This is a genomic window from Streptomyces nanshensis (assembly GCF_001751255.1).
GTDB lineage: Bacteria > Actinomycetota > Actinomycetes > Streptomycetales > Streptomycetaceae > Streptomyces > Streptomyces nanshensis_A.
This window is the reverse complement of the sequence record NZ_LJGW01000328.1, coordinates 1-16,980: the sequence shown is the minus strand read 5'-3', so window position 1 is coordinate 16,980 and position 16,980 is coordinate 1. Positions and strand designations below refer to the sequence as shown.

General features: G+C 71.5%; 18 protein-coding genes and 1 tRNA gene. 4 read left to right on the top strand and 15 right to left on the bottom strand.

The genetic code is table 11. The features are described from left to right. Positions 1-53: 53 nt before the first annotated feature. The 3 genes from AN218_RS19495 to AN218_RS19485 form a co-directional block, all read right to left on the bottom strand. Positions 54-821, bottom strand: a complete 768-nt coding sequence (locus tag AN218_RS19495; RefSeq protein ID WP_070018178.1) for a nucleotidyltransferase family protein — start codon at positions 819-821, stop codon at positions 54-56. Positions 822-872: 51 nt separating this feature from the next. Next, positions 873-1,337, bottom strand: a complete 465-nt coding sequence (locus AN218_RS19490) for a hypothetical protein (protein ID WP_070018177.1) — start codon at positions 1,335-1,337, stop codon at positions 873-875. A gap of 258 nt (positions 1,338-1,595) precedes the next feature. Continuing rightward, on the bottom strand, positions 1,596-2,720 hold the full coding sequence (locus AN218_RS19485; protein WP_070018176.1) for an ABC transporter ATP-binding protein: 1,125 nt from the start codon (positions 2,718-2,720) through the stop codon (positions 1,596-1,598). A 187-nt stretch (positions 2,721-2,907) separates the two neighbouring features. Here AN218_RS19485 and AN218_RS19480 point away from each other — a divergent pair. Continuing rightward, positions 2,908-2,984: transfer RNA gene (locus tag AN218_RS19480), tRNA-Thr, on the top strand. Between the two features lie 177 nt (positions 2,985-3,161). Here the strand turns inward: AN218_RS19480 and AN218_RS19475 are convergent. The 4 genes from AN218_RS19475 to AN218_RS19460 all read right to left on the bottom strand — a co-directional run bounded on the left by AN218_RS19475 (position 3,162) and on the right by AN218_RS19460 (position 5,575). Continuing rightward, positions 3,162-3,404, bottom strand: coding sequence for a hypothetical protein (locus AN218_RS19475; protein WP_141747628.1), 243 nt, complete (start codon positions 3,402-3,404; stop codon positions 3,162-3,164). 15 nt (positions 3,405-3,419) lie between these two features. Next, complete coding sequence (locus AN218_RS19470; RefSeq protein ID WP_070018174.1) at positions 3,420-3,890, bottom strand: hypothetical protein; 471 nt, start codon at positions 3,888-3,890, stop codon at positions 3,420-3,422. Then, a complete protein-coding gene (locus AN218_RS19465; protein WP_141747627.1) occupies positions 3,848-4,309 on the bottom strand; it encodes a hypothetical protein in 462 nt (153 codons plus the stop codon). Before AN218_RS19465 ends, AN218_RS19470 begins: the two co-directional genes overlap by 43 nt. A gap of 381 nt (positions 4,310-4,690) precedes the next feature. Further along, on the bottom strand, positions 4,691-5,575 hold the full coding sequence (locus AN218_RS19460) for an aminoglycoside phosphotransferase family protein (RefSeq protein WP_070018172.1): 885 nt from the start codon (positions 5,573-5,575) through the stop codon (positions 4,691-4,693). Positions 5,576-5,846: 271 nt separating this feature from the next. On the opposite strand from AN218_RS19460, the gene AN218_RS19455 reads away from it, so the two are divergent. Further along, positions 5,847-7,391 carry an FG-GAP repeat protein gene (locus AN218_RS19455; RefSeq protein ID WP_070018171.1) on the top strand — a complete coding sequence of 515 codons (1,545 nt, stop codon included), beginning with the start codon at positions 5,847-5,849 and terminating at the stop codon, positions 7,389-7,391. A 231-nt stretch (positions 7,392-7,622) separates the two neighbouring features. Beyond that, entirely contained in the window at positions 7,623-8,594 is a 972-nt protein-coding gene (locus AN218_RS19450) for an alpha/beta hydrolase family protein (protein ID WP_070018191.1), read from the top strand. 18 nt (positions 8,595-8,612) lie between these two features. On the opposite strand, the gene AN218_RS19445 is transcribed toward AN218_RS19450, so the two are convergent. The 5 genes from AN218_RS19445 to AN218_RS19425 form a co-directional block, all read right to left on the bottom strand. After that, on the bottom strand, positions 8,613-9,509 hold the full coding sequence (locus AN218_RS19445; protein ID WP_070018170.1) for a helix-turn-helix domain-containing protein: 897 nt from the start codon (positions 9,507-9,509) through the stop codon (positions 8,613-8,615). Positions 9,510-9,718: 209 nt separating this feature from the next. Then, positions 9,719-10,753: an ABC transporter permease subunit gene (locus tag AN218_RS19440; protein ID WP_070018169.1), complete on the bottom strand. Its 1,035-nt coding sequence runs from the start codon at positions 10,751-10,753 to the stop codon at positions 9,719-9,721. Further along, positions 10,750-11,715, bottom strand: a complete 966-nt coding sequence (locus AN218_RS19435) for an ABC transporter ATP-binding protein (RefSeq protein WP_070018190.1) — start codon at positions 11,713-11,715, stop codon at positions 10,750-10,752. The genes AN218_RS19440 and AN218_RS19435 overlap by 4 nt, the downstream gene beginning before the upstream one ends. An 8-nt stretch (positions 11,716-11,723) precedes the next feature. Beyond that, on the bottom strand, positions 11,724-12,164 hold the full coding sequence (locus AN218_RS19430) for a GntR family transcriptional regulator (protein ID WP_107421510.1): 441 nt from the start codon (positions 12,162-12,164) through the stop codon (positions 11,724-11,726). Positions 12,165-12,340: 176 nt separating this feature from the next. Next, positions 12,341-12,856, bottom strand: coding sequence for a GNAT family N-acetyltransferase (locus AN218_RS19425; protein WP_070018168.1), 516 nt, complete (start codon positions 12,854-12,856; stop codon positions 12,341-12,343). Positions 12,857-13,307: 451 nt separating this feature from the next. On the opposite strand from AN218_RS19425, the gene AN218_RS19420 reads away from it, so the two are divergent. Next, positions 13,308-14,600 carry an MFS transporter gene (locus AN218_RS19420; RefSeq protein WP_244900532.1) on the top strand — a complete coding sequence of 431 codons (1,293 nt, stop codon included), beginning with the start codon at positions 13,308-13,310 and terminating at the stop codon, positions 14,598-14,600. A 31-nt stretch (positions 14,601-14,631) separates the two neighbouring features. On the opposite strand, the gene AN218_RS19415 is transcribed toward AN218_RS19420, so the two are convergent. The 3 genes from AN218_RS19415 to AN218_RS19405 form a co-directional block, all read right to left on the bottom strand. Beyond that, positions 14,632-15,372, bottom strand: a complete 741-nt coding sequence (locus AN218_RS19415; protein WP_070018166.1) for an SOS response-associated peptidase — start codon at positions 15,370-15,372, stop codon at positions 14,632-14,634. Between the two features lie 76 nt (positions 15,373-15,448). Next, positions 15,449-15,877, bottom strand: coding sequence for a hypothetical protein (locus tag AN218_RS19410; protein ID WP_070018165.1), 429 nt, complete (start codon positions 15,875-15,877; stop codon positions 15,449-15,451). Positions 15,878-16,019: 142 nt separating this feature from the next. After that, complete coding sequence (locus AN218_RS19405) at positions 16,020-16,499, bottom strand: DUF488 domain-containing protein (protein WP_079132349.1); 480 nt, start codon at positions 16,497-16,499, stop codon at positions 16,020-16,022. Positions 16,500-16,980 lie beyond the last annotated feature (481 nt).

The window sequence follows — 16,980 nt, the reverse complement described above, 5'->3', positions numbered from 1 at the left end:
GGCCCCGCGCCGTCGGCCGCGTACGGGTCTCACCCGCCCCCGTGCCGTCGTCCTCACCCGCCCTGTGTCTCCCTCAACTCCCGTGCCGCCTCCTCCAGATCCTTCGCGGTGTCGATGGCGCGCCAGTACGCACCCTGCGGAAGCTGAAAGCCCGCGAGGCGCCGCTCTCGGGCCAGCCGCGGGAAGGTCGTCCGCTCGTGGTCGCCGCGGTCCGGAAGCAGCACGGCGAAGGACGAAGAGAACACGTACACACCGGCGTTGACGAGATAGGGCGACGGCGGAGCCTCGATGAAGTCGAGGACGTGCCCGAACGGATCGGTCTCCACCGCCCCCCACGGAATGCGCGGCCGCGCGAGCGCGAGCGTGGCCACGGCGTCCCGTTCGCTGTGGAAGGCGGCCATCTCGCGCAGTGCGAAGCGCGTCCAGATGTCGCCGTTGGTCGCGTACCAGGGCTCGTCGGGACGGGGCAGCGAGGCCGCCGCGTACTTGAGCCCGCCGCCGCGGCCCAGCGGCTCGCTCTCGACAACGACCTCCGTACGCAAGGGAGTCGGCCCGGCATCGCCGCCGTCCGTGCCCTTCGTACGCGTACGGGGAAGCTCGGCCGTCGTCAGCCACTCGCCGAGCACATCGGCCAAGTGGCCGCAGGAGACGACGACATCGGTGACGCCCTCGGCGGCCAGCCAGGCCAACTGGTGCCCGATGATGGGGAGTCCGGTGCCGGGGATCTCGACCATCGGCTTGGGACGGTCGTCGGTGTACGGCCGCAGCCGCGTCCCCTGGCCGCCGGCCAGGATCACCGCTTGTGTGGGGAGCTGCATCATGCGGCGCACCTTATGCGGCGTACGTCCGTCACGGGCCCCCGGGCCGGTGTGTCAGGGCATACGGGAGGAGCCGGCGGCCCCGTCTGTCGCCGTGCCGCCGACGCCGGCGGCACCCGCCGCGAAGGATGTGTCGCACACCGGACGCGACCAGCGTGCCGCCCGCTGCGCACTGCCGTACTTGTGCACGGCGGCCCGTCCGAGCGCACGCGCGAGCGAGGTGCAGTGCCGGGCGAGCGAGGGGCGCGCGGCCATCTCCCGCTGGAGGCTGGTCAGCGCAACTCCCGGGTTCTTCTCCTGGAGTTCGGCGACCAGACGCTTGCGGAGCATGTGCTGAGGCGTACGGGGCGCCGACTTGGTGGACGCTCTCTGCTCGGACGCCGTCAGCATCTGTGTGTCCTGCGTATCGGAGGACGCGCTCCACGGGACGCTCGCCACAGCGAGCGTCCCGGACAGGACGAGGACGACGGGCAGTACGAGTGCGAGAGATCGGCCGATTCGGCGTGCTGCGTGGTTCACGCCGGTGATGGTAGCGAAGAGTGGTGATTTGGCGACATTCGGTCACTCCGCCGAGCGACGGCGCACAGGCGCGTTCGGGCCGGGACGTTGACGTACGGGGGTACGAGGCGGATCCGGCATCGGTCCGGGACCGGGTGCCGACACGAACGAGGGCCGTACGCCCGGCAGTTGTGCGGGACGTACGGCCCTGTGCGTGTTCGGACGGTGCCGGGCGGCGCGGTGTGCGCCGCCGTCGCCCGCCGGACGTGGTCCGGTCGGTCAGTCGCTGAGGCGCTCACCGCTGGAGGTCGAGAAGACGTGCGTCTCGCCACCGCGCGGAACGACGTTCACGACGGCGCCCTTCTCGGGCACCTGACGGCCGGAGACGCGGACGACGAGGTCGCAGTCCTCGCCGCCGACGTTCGCGGTGCCGTAGACGTAGCCGTCGGCGCCGAGCTCCTCGACGACGTTGACCGTCACGGCCACGCCCGCGGGCTCGTCCTTGGAGAGGGCGGTGTCGGAAGCGTCGCCGTTGACGACGTCGAAGTGCTCGGGGCGGACGCCGACCGTCACGGTCTTGTCGCCCTTGTCGACGGCCGCGGTGAGCGCCTCGCGCTCGACCGGCACGACGCTGTTGCCGAACTTCACGCCGCCGTCGGTGATCGGGACCTCGACGAGGTTCATGGCGGGGGAGCCGATGAAGCCGGCGACGAAGAGGTTCGCGGGACGGTCGTACATGTGGCGCGGGGTGTCGACCTGCTGGAGCAGCCCGTCCTTGAGGACGGCGACCCGGTCGCCCATGGTCATGGCCTCGACCTGGTCGTGGGTCACGTACACCGTGGTGATGCCGAGACGGCGCTGGAGGCCGGCGATCTGCGTACGGGTCTGCACGCGGAGCTTCGCGTCGAGGTTCGACAGCGGCTCGTCCATGAGGAAGACCTGCGGCTCACGCACGATCGCGCGGCCCATGGCCACACGCTGGCGCTGACCGCCGGAGAGGGCCTTCGGCTTACGGCCGAGGTAGTCGGTGAGGTCGAGGATCTTCGCCGCGTCCTCGACCTTCTTGCGGATCTCGGACTTGTTCACGCCGGCGATCTTGAGCGCGAAGCCCATGTTGTCGGCGACGGTCATGTGCGGGTACAGCGCGTAGTTCTGGAACACCATGGCGATGTCCCGGTCCTTCGGCGGCAGGTGCGTGACGTCGCGGTCGCCGATGCGTATGGAACCTTCGTTGACGTCCTCGAGACCCGCGAGCATCCGCAGGGAGGTGGACTTGCCGCAGCCCGAAGGGCCGACCAGCACCAGGAACTCGCCGTCCTCGATGCCGATGTTGAGCTTGTCGACCGCGGGGGTGTCACCACCGGGGTAGATCCGGGTAGCGCCGTCGTACGTGACCGTAGCCATGCTGTTGTCTCCTTCACCGGCAGGTACGTGCCGGACGATCCGTCGTAAAGGGAGTACGTTTCACCGTTGTGAACGTGCGGTGACGCTAACCCGCCGCTGTGCGCCTTGTCAGCCCTGATGCGGCAACGAAACCGCATCGCGGCCCTCCACACCCCTCCGGGTACACTGCACGCGCGCAGTCCAGCCCGCCGCCTTAGCTCAGCTGGTTAGAGCATCTGTCTTGTAAACAGAAGGTCGTCGGTTCGAATCCGACAGGCGGCTCCAGGGAAGTACGAGTTCAGAGGCCGGTTCCGATCTTGGGTCCGGCCTTTTTGATCTTGGGCGTTGATTTCCTTGTTGGTTCAGTGCTCGGAGCAGAGGACAGGAGTCGCGCAGGCGAGCCGCAAGGAGCGAGGTCTGCCGTTGTGTCCTGTCGAGCGGATCGGGAAAGCGGCTGGGCGGTTATGCCGTCTGCTTCGCTGCGCGTCGCTCTTGGCGACGAGTGGCCGGGCGCCACTTCGCCTCGCGCAGGCGCATGCCCACGACGGCGCACAGCGCGACCACCACGCCGGTGACCTGCACCGGCTCCTTTCCTCCTCCGCCCACGGGGAAGGCGGCTGTGGCAGCCGCCGCCAGGCCGGCCAGGATCAGCCAGACCGTGGCGCTCAGGCGGGCGCGCGGCGGGCGCATCGAGTCCGGTCCCAACGGCCGTACCGGTGGTCAGGATTCAGAACCGAGCGCTGCCAAGTGCCTTCCCTGGGTGACGGGCCAATCCGGGTCCCGTGGCATCCAGCCGCGTATATAGCGTGTTTCGTCGCCTCCGCCGAGGACCAGGACGGCCGGCAGCATCTCGCCCTTTCGTCCGGGGCGTCCGCGTGGAGGTTCGCCGTCGGGACGTGCCCAGTACAGCCACGCGGTACGGCCGTAGACGAGGTCGGCGAGATGCTCGGTGTCGACGAACCGGCTGATGTACAGGCGGCGTTCGCCGTCTTCGGCCTGCAGGCGCAGGCCCACTCCCAGTTCGCGTCTGCCTTCGTCCGCCGTGCCTCCCAGCGTCACGGCGAGAGCCTGAGTACCACGCGTGTGCAGCGTCACCTCGACAGATTCCTCGTCCGGGGACAGCTTGATCTTGCGGCATAGCAGCAGGATCAGCCCCAGTGCGGCGGCCGCCGCACAGACGCCGAGCAGCATGCCGGAGGGACGGGTGCCCCCGTCCCGCAATGCTTCCAACTCTCCCGTGTCTCGGTCAGTTGGGCTGCTTCCCGGCCGTCGCCCGGGGTGTGGAGGGCCCATAGCTTGGCGGTGGGTCGCATTGAGTCGGAGGTCTTGATGCTGCCGTGCAGCAGCTTGTCGATTGTGCTGTTCCCCGTCGGGTTGACCGAGAGCTCCGAGGTGTAGGTCGTGCCTCCGGCGCGTACGGGCGTGGAACGCTGCGCGGTCACTTCGATGACTGTCACGGGGACGATCCGTGCGGATCCGCTACGGGCGTCGGCCAGTTGGGGCGTGACGTGCTGGGCGGACCCGAAGAGCAGCAGAGCAACGGACAGCAGTAGGAACAGGGCGCCGAGGTGCTTCCGTTGAGTGCGCTCCGGCCGCCACTCGCCGATCAAGCGGAATCCCGCTGGGTCCACCGTTGCGGGAGAGTCAGGAACGTCCTTTGCCGTCGTTGCCCTGTACCGGGTCCCTGCCCAGGACAGCATCAAGCCGAGCAGGGGTGTCCCGAGACAGGCCAGGACGTCCCATCGGGGCGCCGGTTCGACGTACCGCAGCAGCAGGCAGGCCGCAACACCCGCGAGGCCGCCCCAGCCCAAGGTCTTGCCAACGTCAGACAGCCTGATGGTCATAGCCCCCCGCCCGGTTCCCGTCGCCGGACAGCATCTTCGCCGTTCGGCCGTTTCGCCGCATTGCCCAAGAGGCCGGCGTGAGGACGGACTTGGCGGCCTTGAGCGCAGCGTACGGACGGAGGTGGTGCACACGGATAAGGCCCACAGCTAGAGGCGCGTTCGCAGGATCTCCCCGATGACATGGCGGGCGTTGGCCGAGATCAGCGGGTTGGTGTGGCGGTAGTACGGGAGTTGGATGACCGCCATGGACAGGGCCCAGCCGCGGCTGCGGGTCCAGGTTGCGTCGTCCATGTTTGCCGCCTCGCGGTAGGTCTGCCGGGCCGGGCCCGGCAGCAGGTTCCAGGCCGGGATGAGGTCCGTGGCCGGTTCGCCCGTGCCCGCGGTGCCGAAGTCGATGACTGCTGAGACGCGGGCGCCGGTGAGCAGGAGGTTGCTCGGCATGAGGTCGGAGTGCGTCCAGCAGGGCGGGCCCGTCCATTCGGGAGCGGCGAGGGCCTCTTCCCAGGCGGTGGTGATCTCGTCGGCGTCGAAGGGTTCGTCGGTGCGGCGCAGGGCCTCGATCGCCGTGCGCGTCGCGTGGTCCTCGCCGGCGAGCGGTGCGCCGCGGTGGGCGGGCGGGCCGCCGGGAAGGTCGATCTCGCGCATCGCGACCGCGAACTCCGCGAGATCGCGGGCCACTTGTACGGGTTCGGCGAGGTCGCCCTCGACCGGGTTGCGGCCCTCGATCCATCGGTGGACCGCCCAGGCCAGCGGGTAGCCCTCGCCCGGGGCGCCGACGGCCACCACCTCCGGGACCGGCAGTGGCAGCAGCGGCGCCAGCCGGGGGAGCAACTCCGCCTCCAGTGCGACGGTTTCGGCGCCGCCGGGAAGCAGGGGCAGCCGTACGGTCAGCTCGTCGCCGAGCCGGTAGATCGCGTTGACCGTGCCTCCGGAGGCGAGCCGGGCGACCGGCAGGTCCGCCCACCGGGGGAACTGGGCGCGCAGCAGCCGTCGTACGAGATCGGCGTCGGTCCGCGCTTCGTCCGCGTGCATCCTGCCCAAGTGCCGTGTCCCGTCCGTTCGTTGCCGGGCGTGCGTTGTCCGTTCGTACGTCGTCAGTTCGTTCGTTGTCCGTTCGTTCGTCGCTCGATTCCTCCGAGCGTCTCGATCGTCCCATCCCGGGGCCCTTCCCCGGGCGTACCTCGCTCCTGGTACGAAGTCCGGCTTTTGTCCCTGTGCCGTATCAACAGCCGCCGTGTGGAACCAAGTTGGATGTTCCGGTGTCCCCAGAGGCAGTGGACTACACCAATTGGAGGCATGTGCCATGACATCCCCACACCTCAGACGCTCCGCCGGCGGCAGTTCCCGACGGGGGCGGGCCGTGCGGGTCGTTGTGCCGGTGGCCGCCGCCGTGCTGGCGGCGGGCGGGATCACCGCCTGGTCGGCCGCCGCCGAGGAGTCGAACGCGGCGTCGGGGAAGGCCGCGAAGGCCGCGAAGGCCGCGGAGCCCGCTGAGGACGTCAACGGCGACGGTTACGCGGACCTGGTCGTCGGTGCCCCGGGAGGCACCGTCTCCGGCAAGGCGCAGGCGGGCTATGTGACGGTGACGTACGGCTCGGCGGACGGGCTGGACCCGTCGCGTAAGACGCTGGTGAGCCGTTCGACGAGCGGCGTGCCCGGATCGGCCGCCGCAAAGCAGCAGTTCGGCAAGACCTTCTCCACCGGCGACCTGGACGGCGACGGCTACGGCGATATCGTCGTCGGTTCCGCCGACGCGGCCTCCGGCGGCGTGATCCTCTGGGGCTCACCGGACGGACCGTCCGAGGCCACCGCCCTCGACGGGTACGGGCACACGCCGCAGGCCGGCGACTTCGACGGTGACGGCAAGGCCGACCTGGCGCTCTTCGGCGCGGCCGAGGTCGCGGGCGACGACCCCGTCACCCAGCAGGGCGCGCTGCTGAAGGGCCCGATCTCCCGCGACGGAAAGCCCGCGAAGCAGCTCGACTTCATGGACAAGTCCGAGTGGTGGGGCTACGGCGACGACGGTCCGGGCTGTGCGGAGGACGACTCCTGCGTCGACGGTCCCTCCTCGATCAGCGGGCCCGTCACGGCCAAGTCCGTCGGCGACGTCAACGGCGACAAGCGCCAGGACATCGCGATCTGGGCGTACGAGGGCGACGGGGTGTGGGGCAACCACGTCCTGCTCGGCGGCACGGCCGGCTTCACGTCGTCCGGAACGCTGGGCGAGATCGGCTCCGTCGGTGACGACGGCGACAGCGACGTCGGCGACGTGGACGGCGACGGCTACGACGACGTCGTGCTCGGCAGCGGCGGCTCCGAGGAGAAGGTCACCGTCGTCTTCGGCTCGTCCCAGGGCCCGTCCGACCGTAAGCAGACCTTCGACCAGAGCCTTCCCGGGATGCCCGGCGAGCAGGAGAAGGGCGACCGTCTCGGCTCGTGCGTCTCCGTGGCCGACGTGACCGGCGACGGCCGCGCGGAGGTCGCGCTCGGCATCAGCGGCGAGGACTTCAGCGGGCTCACGGACGCCGGCGCGGTCGTGCTGCTGCACGGCTCCTCCTCCGGCGTCGCCGGCGAGGGCAGCCAGGTCGTGGACCAGAACCGCGAGGGTGTGCCCGGAGTTGCCGAGTCCGGCGACGAGTTCGGGGCGGCCTGCGCCCTGAAGGACGTGAACGGCGACGGTCACCGCGACCTCAACGTCTCGTCCGTGAAGGAGAACGCGTCGGCCGGAGCCCTCTGGTCGCTGCGCGGTACGGACGAGGGGCTGACGACCGAGGGCGCGAAGGCGTTCGGTCCCGGCGACGTCGGCGGTCCCGTCACCAAGGCGCTCTTCGGCAGCCACCTGCGCTGACGCCCGGCGTCGGCGTCTCGCGTCGGTGCGTTCCCTCCCGCGGGCGGGGGCACCCGGCAGTCCGTACATCACGTACGGCTGCGGTGCCCCCGCCCGCTTCCGTGCGGCGAGGCAGGGGCTGCCGGTCCCCCCGACAGCCGGACTCTCCCGCCTGCGCGCGAGACGGCGCAGCCTGGGTCCCGGGTGGTGCCGCCGCCCGTACAGCGCGTACAGACCGAGGAGGAGGACGCCATGAGCAGGATCTCCGAGCAGCGGATGGAGAGGGCCCAGGAGCAGCTTCGGACCATCTCCGAGGAGGACCACCAGAAGGTGAAGGCCCTCGCCGGGATCGTCCGCCCCCTGCGGAGCGTGATCCACAAGACGCCCGACGACCACGGCATGACCGAGTGGCGGGACGTCTACTTCCCGTCCGACGACGGGACGCCGCTGGAGGGCTGGTACATCCCGGCCAAGGGCGGGCAGAGCGACAAGCTGGTGATCTTCAACCACGCGCTGCCGATGTGCCGTTCGGGCTTCCCGGGGCATCTCGGCGAACCCTGGAGCGGCTACGACGCGGTCGAGATCGACTTCGTGCTGCAGATGAAGCATCTGACGGACGCGGGCTACAACGTCCTCGCGTACGACATCCGCAACCACGGCAACAGCAGTGCCGCCAACGGCGGTCTCAGCGGGATCGGCCGGTGGGAGTGGCGCGACTGCGTGGGCGCGAAGAAGTACGTGGATGCGCACCCCGAGCTGAGCGGCATGCGCGTCGGCCTCTACAGCCAGTGCATGGGCGGCAATTCGCAGTACGAGGCCATCTACCGGCGGCCCGGTCTGTTCGCCGACGTGGCCTGCATGTGCAGCCCGATGGTGGTCTCGATGTCGGCCATCTTCTCCGCGTTCTCGGAGCTTCAGGGGATCAGCCGGTACGAGGAGCTGATCGATCTGGAGCTGCTGAAGATGGGCGCGTTCACCGCGGACGAGATGACGCCGCAGCTCTTCGCGGAGGGCGTCACGATGCCGGTGCTGATGATCCAGGTACTGGAGGACGCCTGGACCAGGAACCCGGAGGACGCCCAGAAGACCTTCGACCTGCTGGGCAGCCAGGAGAAGGAACTGGTGTGGATCGAGAACACCACACGGCGGTTCCGGGACGGCTACAACTACTTCGGCCGGCACCCGGAGAAGGTCATCCCGTTCTTCGACGCGCACATGAAGTGACGGCCTGACGGGGGCGGGTCAGGGGCCGTCCGTCCTCCGGGAGGCGGCCTGTGCGCCGCCGCCGGTCGCGGTCCAACTGGCCAGCAGTTGCAGCGCCTCCTGGGAGGACGAGCCGGGTTCGGCCGTGTAGCCGATCAGCGTGAGACCGGCGGCGCAGGCGACCTCCAGGGCCTCGAAGCGCAGCGTCAGATCGCCGACCGCCGGGTGGTGGAAGCGCTTGGTCCCGCTCCGGTGCGCCTTCACGTCGTGGGCGGCCCAGCGGGTACGGAACTCCTGGCTGCGGGTGGCCAGTTCGCCGACGAGTCCGGTGACGGCCCGGGAGTGCGGTGAGCGTGCGGCCTCCACGCGCAGCAGCGCGACCGCGACCTCGCAGGCCTCCTCCCACGCCGGGAACGTCTCGTCCGCGTGGGAGTCGAGGAAGAGGAACCGGGCCAGATTGGGCTTTCCGCGCCCGGCCCGATCGAGGACGGGTGCGTACAGGGCCCGGCCCAGCGCGTTCGCCCCGAGGATGTCGAGGTGTCCGTTCTGGACGATCGCCGGGGCGGTGACCATCGCGTCCATGAGCGCCTGCACCCCCTCGGGGACCTTCTGGCGTCCCGCTCCCGTGCGGCGGCCGGGCTTGCGGCCCGCCTTGGACGCCGCGGCCAGCGCCAGGTCCTGGAGATGTGCCGTCTCCTCCTCGTCGAGGCGCAGCGCGGTGGCGATCGCGTGGAGGACCTCCTCCGAGACCCCGGAGAGGTTGCCGCGCTCGATCTGGACGTAGTACTCCGCGCTCACCCCCGCGAGCAGCGCGACCTCCTCGCGCCGCAGGCCGGGGACGCGCCGGCGCCCGCCGGGGGCGAGGCCCACCTGGTCGGGGGTGATCTTCGCGCGGCGGGTCGTCAGGAAGTCCTTGATGTCCTTCGCGATCTCCATGAACTCCAGGCTAGGCACATCCGGCCGCGCGACGGAGGGGCTGCGAGCCCCTCCCTCCGGGGGCCTCCCCGCACGGCACGAGGCCCCCGGACGGTTCCGGGGGCCTCGTCGTGTCCGTAACGCCGCGTCTACGTACGGCAGTTGTCGCAGTCGGGTTCCGTACGACGGTCCCGTACGGACGGCAGCGGCGACAGCGGCCGTACGGACGCTCAGTAGAGCCGCTTGCGTCCCCACCACAGCACGAACACGGTCAGACCCGCCGTGAGCGCCAGCATGATCGCGGCGCCCGTCCAGAGCATGCCCGGCAGTTCGGAGGTCGGCAGATAGTCCACGGACCAGCCGACGACGTCGTGCTTGTCGAGGCAGGTCTGGGTCGCCTGCTCGGTGGGCTTGGCGCAGGTGCCGTAGCCGATGAGGTCGCCCGAGGCGGTCAGGTGCGACTGGTCCAAGTCGTATGCCGCGCGCGGGAGTTCGGGGAAGGCGCCGTCGCCGACGCCGTTGTGCGTACGGATCGTCACGGGGTTGCCGAGGGACATCCAGAACTCGGACCACACGAGCTGCACCGCGACCGCGAAGCCGAAGGTGACCACCATCGACAGCAGCGTGCGGCGCAGCACCGTACCGATCGCGACGCCTCCCACCAGGGTGAGCAGCGTGAGCGCCACCGGGATCGGTCCCGTGGCGCTGCCCGCCACCCAGTACAGCGTCTTGTCCAGCTTGCCGACGGGCCCCAGCCACCAGCCGTACGCCGCGCTGAGCGCCGTCGTGCACAGCGCCGCCATGAGCACCGCGATGCCGAGCTTCCTGGCGAGCCAACTGCCGCGGCTGACCGTCTGCGACGTGACGAGCTTGCCGGTGCCGTGCTCCAGGTCGTTCGCGATCAGCGGGGCGCCGAGGAAGACGCCGACGAGGACGGGCAGCAGCGCGCCCAGTATCGAAGAGGCGTCCGCGAGGCGGGAGTTGTAGATCTCGAAGCCGGCCGGCAGCTCCAGGGTCTTCGGGCCCGGCCAGCCCGTCTCGTCGAGCAGCGCGAGCATGCTCGCGCGCTGCTGGAGGAAGTAGCCGATGCCGACGACGGTGACCGCGATCCCCGTCCAGAAGGCGGCGCGGTGCTGTCGCCAGACCAGCCAGGTCAGTCCGCTCAGCCGGGGGCCGCGGCGCCCGGACGGTGCGGCGGACGCGGCCGCCGGCGAGGGCGCGGATCCGGACGCGGATCCCGATGCCGATGTGGCCGCGGTGCTCATGCTGCCGCCTCCTGCGTGTGCTGCGCGTGCGGGTGCGGATGGGGCCCGGCGTGGGCGCTGGGACTGATCAGGGGCGGTGCGCCGGGAGTGCGGAGGTAGGCGAGGAGGACCTCTTCGAGACTGGGGGAGTCGGCGTGCAAGTCGCCGGTGACGGGACCGTCGGGACGTACGAGCGCGGTGAACTGCCGTCCGCTCGTACGGGATTCGACGACCGTGTGCCGGGCGGCGAGGTCGGCGGGCATCCCCTCGTCCGTACGCGCGCCGGTCAACAGCGTGTGGGCGCTGAGGAGTTCGTCGACCTCGCCCGCCATGCGCACGCTGCCCGAGGCGAGGACGACGAGGTAGTCGCAGACGGCCTCCAGGTCGGCGAGCATGTGCGAGGACATCAGCACCGTCGTGCCGTGCTCGGCGGCCTCGGCCATGAGGACGGACATCAACTCGTGGCGTACGAGCGGATCGAGGTCGGACATCGGCTCGTCGAGGAGGAGCAGATCGGGACGCCTGCCGAAGGCGAGCGCGAAGGCCACCCGGGTGCGCTGGCCGCCGGAGAGGGTGCCGACCCGCGCGGTGAGGGGCACGTCGCCGGAGCGGACGATGTCCTCCGCCGTCCGCTGGTCCCAGCGCGGGTTCAACTCCCGTCCCAGGCGCAGGGTTTCGGCGACGGTGAAGCGCCGGAAGAGCGGCTTGTCCTGGGCGAGGAAGGCGGTGCGGCGGCCGGCCGCGCCCAGTCCCGGTCCGGGGGCCTCGCCGAAGACCCGTACGGTGCCCGCCGTCGGCTGGAGCAGATTCACGGCGATGCCCATCAGCGTGGTCTTGCCGGCCCCGTTGGGGCCGACGAGCCCGCAGATTCTCCCCGCGGGCAGCCGGAACGAGCAGTCCTTCAGGGCCCAGCCGCGCCGGTAGCGCTTCCCCAGGCCGTACGCCTCGATCGCGGAGTCCTCCGCGGAACCCCGATCACCCATGACCGTACTCACGTGCGCTCCTCGCTTTCCCGGCTGTGACTGCGTGCGGCGGACGCCCCGTGCCCGGCGTACCGCTCCTGAAGTAGCGACGCGACCAGGGCCGTCACGTCGTCCGGCTCCAGACCCGCCTCGCGGGCCTTGTCCATCCACGCCGCCAGCTCCCCGCGCAGGGGCGAGTCGGCGGCGGCCTGCGGCTGGGCCAGTGACTGGCGTACGAACGTCCCCATGCCGGGGCGCGGTTCGACCAGACCCTCGCGTTCCAGCTCCCGGTAGGCCTTGAGGGTCGTGTTCGGGTTGACCGCGCTGCTCTCGGCGACCTCCTTGGCCGTCGGCAGCCGGTCACCCGGCAGGAGAACTCCGAGCCGCAGCGCCTGCTTGGTCTGCAGGACGATCTGCTGGTAGGCGGCGACGCCGCTCCGTCTGTCGATACGGAACTCGATCTCCTTCACCACCCTTTAGCTAGTTAGTTAGTGGAATGATGGTGATGCACGTCAGGGGCCTCGTCAAGCGGACGAGGTCAGCGGGTACGTCGGCGGGTGCGTCGGCGGGTGCGTCGGCGGGGCGGTCCCAACTCGGCGCGGGGCAAAGGGTGTTCGCGTCCTCGGCCGGCCGCCCCGCCCACGCTTCAGCGTTCGGCGGGCGGCACGTCGAAGGAGATCCAGGCGTCGGGCGGCACCTCGGGACGGTCCGGCACCGGACGCCGCTCCTCGCTCCACGCGTCGCCGGCGAGTTCCGCGGCGACCCGGCGCCAGAACCGCACCGCGGCCGGATTGCTGTCCTGGAACGCGATCTCCCACCGGCCGGGGTGCTCCGCCACGAGCAGCCGTACGGCGCGCATCCCCACGCCCGCCCTGCGTGCGCCGCGTACGACGAAGAAGCTGTTGAGGATGCGCGTCGCGCCCGTGAGATTGCGTACGAAGGCGAGCCCGGCGGGCTGTTCGCCGAGCGTCAGCGCGTACGCGGCCCAATCGGGCCCGCCCCGCAGGGCGTTGTCGAGCCGGTCGCTGCGGAAGGTGCCGTCCGGCTCGGGAAGGGAACCGCCGAACTCGGACATGTCGTGCCGGAAGAGCAGCCAGAGCCGCTCCATGAGGGAACGGTCGGTCTCGCCGACGGGACGCAGACGGACGGACGTATCGGACACGGGACTCCTTCGGGAGGGCGCTGTGGGGCAGTTGGGAGGGGCCTTCACAAGTCCGGGGACACGTAGGGGAGTTGGCCGACCGGGCGGCCGACTGGACGGGCGGGCGCGGCTCGTTCGGTACGGAGACCGGGGGCCGGGCCGCTCCCGGGACCTGGTTCCGGGCATGCGAAAAGCCTCCCCGGCTCAGGTGTGTCGCGGTGCTGTGTCCGTGCCGGGAAGGCTTGAGGAACGGCGAGACCATAGCAGGCCGTCACGGCACGCGGCGAGTGGAAAAGGGCGAGCACACAAGGGGTGTTGACCGGCTCGTGGGCGGCCGTTCATAGTCCGGAGCGTGACGCGGACACGGGGGGAACGAGGGGAATCGGGGGAGACGCCGCCCGGCGGTGCGCGCACGCGGCGGCGTACGGACCGGGCACCGCGCGGCCCCGCGTGGGCCGGACGCAACTACACGCTGCTGACGACGGCCGCCGTGGTCACGGGCCTCGGCAGCTCCGGCGCGCTCATCGCCGCGGCGTTCGCGGTGCTGGAGGCGGGCGGCGACGGCACCGACGTGGGCCTGGTCGCCGCCTCCCGGACCGTGCCGCTGGTGCTCTTCCTGCTCGTCGGCGGCGCCGTCGCCGACCGGCTGCCCCGGCACCGTGTGATGGTCGCGGCGAACACCCTCAACTTCCTTTCGCAGGGCGCCTTCGCGGTCCTGGTGCTCACCGGGGACGCACGGCTGTGGCAGATGGCGCTGCTCTCGGCGCTCGGCGGCACCGGGCACGCGTTCTTCGCGCCCGCCGCCGAGGGCATGGTGCTGGCGACCGTGAACGGCGAGCAGTCGGCGCGTGCCTTCGCCGTCTTCCGGATGGGCGTCAACGGTGCGGGGATCGGCGGCGCCGCGCTGGGCGGCGCCCTCGTCGCGGCGTTCGGACCGGGCTGGGTGCTCGCGGTGGACGCCGCCGCCTTCGCCGCCGCCGGCGGCCTGCGCTGTCTGCTCGACGTGAGCGGCATGCCCGTACGCACCCCCGGCGCCGGTCTCCTCGCGGATCTGCGGGACGGCTGGCGCGAGGTGACCGGACGACCGTGGCTGTGGGCCGTGGTGGTGCAGTTCGCGGTGGTCAACGCCGTGGTGGCGGCGGCCGAGGCGGTCTACGGTCCCCAGGTCGCCGAGGAGCATCTGGGCGGAGCAGGGCCGTGGGGCGTGGCGTTGGCGGCGTTCGGCGCGGGGACGGTGGGCGGCGCCCTGCTGATGACCCGCTGGCAGCCGCGCCGGATTCTGCGTACGGGCACGCTGTGCGTCTTTCCGCTGGCGCTGCCCTGCGCGGCGCTCGCCGTACCGCTGGCGGCATGGCCGCTGACCGCGGTGATGTTCGTGAGCGGACTGGCCGTCGAGGTCTTCGCCGTGACGTGGATGATGGCGCTCCACCAGGAGGTCCCGGAGGAGAAGTTCTCGCGCGTCTCCGCCTACGACTGGTTCGGCTCCGTCGCCATGGTCCCGGTCGCCACGGCTCTCGCCGGGCCCGCGGAGACGGCGGTCGGGCGGCCGGGCGCGCTGTGGGGCTGCTCGGTGCTGATCGTCCTGCTCACGGGTGCGGTGCTGTGCGTGCCGGGCGTACGGACGCTGGAGCGCCGTACGAAGACGAAAGCGAAGCCGGGGCTCGAACCGGACCGGACGGAGCCGGATCAGCCGGTGCCGGGGCGGACGACGACGGAACCGGAACCGGAGTCGGAGCCGGAGTCGGCGCTCGAACCGGAGCTGTAGGCCGGGGCGGCGGCCGTCGCCGGGCGGGTGCTCAACTCCCGTCGTTCTCCGGGGGATCCAGCAGATGGGGCCCGTTGTTGCGCACGTTGTTGACGGCGGTGGAGACCGGACGGGCGTCCAGATGTCCGTCCGCGGGCGAGGTCAGTAGGGAGCGCAGCTCGTCCGGATCGTCGTGCGCGGGGTCGAGCCAGTCGGCCTGTCCCTCCGGATCGATCGCGAGCGGCATCCGCGGATGCACCCGCCCCGCGGCGTCGGTGGCCTCCGTGGTGATGACCGTGCAGGTGCGCCACCAGGCGCGGGGGTCGTCCTCGTCCCGCTCGGGGTCGCGCCAGATCTCGTACAGTCCCGCGAGCGCCATCACCTGCCCGTCCTCGGGGGTGATGAAGTACGGCTGCTTGTACGCCTTGCGGCCCTCGCGCGCGGGGACGGTCTGCCACTCGTAGAAGCCGTCGGCCGGGAGCAGACAGCGGCGCTTGGCGAAGGCGCGGCGGAAGGCGGGCTTCTGGTGCACCGTCTCCACTCTGGCGTTGATCATCTTCACGCCGACGTCGGGGCTCTTCGCCCAGAACGGCACCAACCCCCAGCGCAGCGGCCGCAGTCGGCGCTCGACGGCGCCCGTCTCGCGGTCGGTGGTCTCCAGGACCGCCCACACCTCGTCCGTCGGGGCCACGTTGTAGTTCGGCCCCGGGGCGTCCTCCTGCTGCCAACTGTCGACGTCGAAGAGACCGGCCAGGTCCTCCGGGCTCCGCGTGGACGCGTATCTGCCGCACATGCGTCCACGGTGCCACGCGCCACCGACATCCCCCGGGGACGCGGCCTGCGTACGTGCCCTGGCCCGGTACCCGCCGTCACTCCGGGAGCGGGTCCGGCGCCCGGTCGGCGCGTCCGCGGATCTGGAGGCCGGGACGGCGCCGGTGGACGGTGAGATACCGGAGCCCTTCGGCACCGGCGGTGAGGCTCCGGGACGAGCCGCGCGGCAGCCAGAGCAGACGGCCGGCGGCCAGCTCCTGCGGGCCCTGTCCGGTGCCGAGGGTGCCGGAGCCGTCCAGGACGAGGAGGAGGACGTCCAGGTCGGGTTCGGCGTGTGTGTCCACCTGCCGGTGCGGTTCCAAGTGGACGACGTTGGCGTCGAGTTGGCGCCCGGACTCGGCCAGCTTCCACAGGGCGCCGGACGGTGCGTCCGCGAGGCCGGGCAGCCCGGCGGTGTCGCAGAGCAGCCGGGGGAGCGGGCCGCCGTCCGCCTCCGCGCCCGGGGTCGTGCCGTTCGCGTCGATCATGGCTGTACTCCGGGCAGTCGGTTCCTGTGGGCTGCGGACGGGGGCGAGCGGTGGGGGCTGCCGTCCCGTCGTTCCCATCTTGCTCCGGGCGTCCTCCCGGCCGTCCCCGGGGCCGGTCCGCGGCGCCGCCCGGCCCGTACCGTCACAACTGGTCGTACACCAGCAGCCCGTCGTCGCGCAGCCGCGCCCCGGGCGCGGGCGGGTGCTCCGTGAGCCGGCCGTCGTGTGCCAGGTGCAGCACGGGCGTGCTCCGTGCGAGCACCGCGAAGTCGGCGATGATCCGCCGGTGGCAGCGCCACCACAGGGACTCCGCGCACATCACGGCCGTACGTTCCGTCGTGGCCGTCTGTTGCAGCAGCTCGTCCATCGCGTCGAGGAAGACCGGGTCGCGGGTGTAACCGGCGTAGCCGCGGAACTGGGCGTGCTCCCAGAAGACGTCCGGGGAGTCGGCCGCCGCCTTGCGGAAGCCGCCGAGCCGCTTCTCCCACCGGTACTCCAGCCCCTCCTCGGGCAGCCATGCGGCGAGCCGGTCCCGGTGGGCGTCCGGATTGCGGCGGCTGCCCGGAGCCGTCCGTACGTCGACGACGGCCTCGACCCCGGCGCCGTGCAGCAGGGACGTCATCTGCTCGCGGCCGGCGAGACCGTGGCCGAAGGTCACCAGCGGGGCGGGCGCGCTCACAGGAACCCGGGACCGGCACTCGGCCGCCGGAGGGCGGTGGCGGCGCGGCAGTCGAGGCGGTCTGGTACGGCGGTCCGCGGCGAGAGCATTCGCATGGCAACGAGTCTGCCCACCGGCGTCGCGTCCCGCACGGAGGGGGTCGCGAAGATCCGTGTACGCCCGGAGAGGACCGCCGTACGGGAGGATCGAGAGGCACCTCGGAGGATCGAGGGCACCCGGGGGGAGCCGAGTGGGACGAGGCGAGCCGAGGAGGAGTCAGGTGCCGCGATCCGCACCGTCCGGACGCTCCGGAGCGCCCGGGGTATCGGCGTCGTCCGGGGCGTCCGGACCGTCCGCACCGTCCGGGCGCTCCGGGAAGGGTCCCGACGACCCCGGCTTTCCGGCCGCCGCCGCCCCGCGCGCGGGGACGACCGACGCGCTGGAG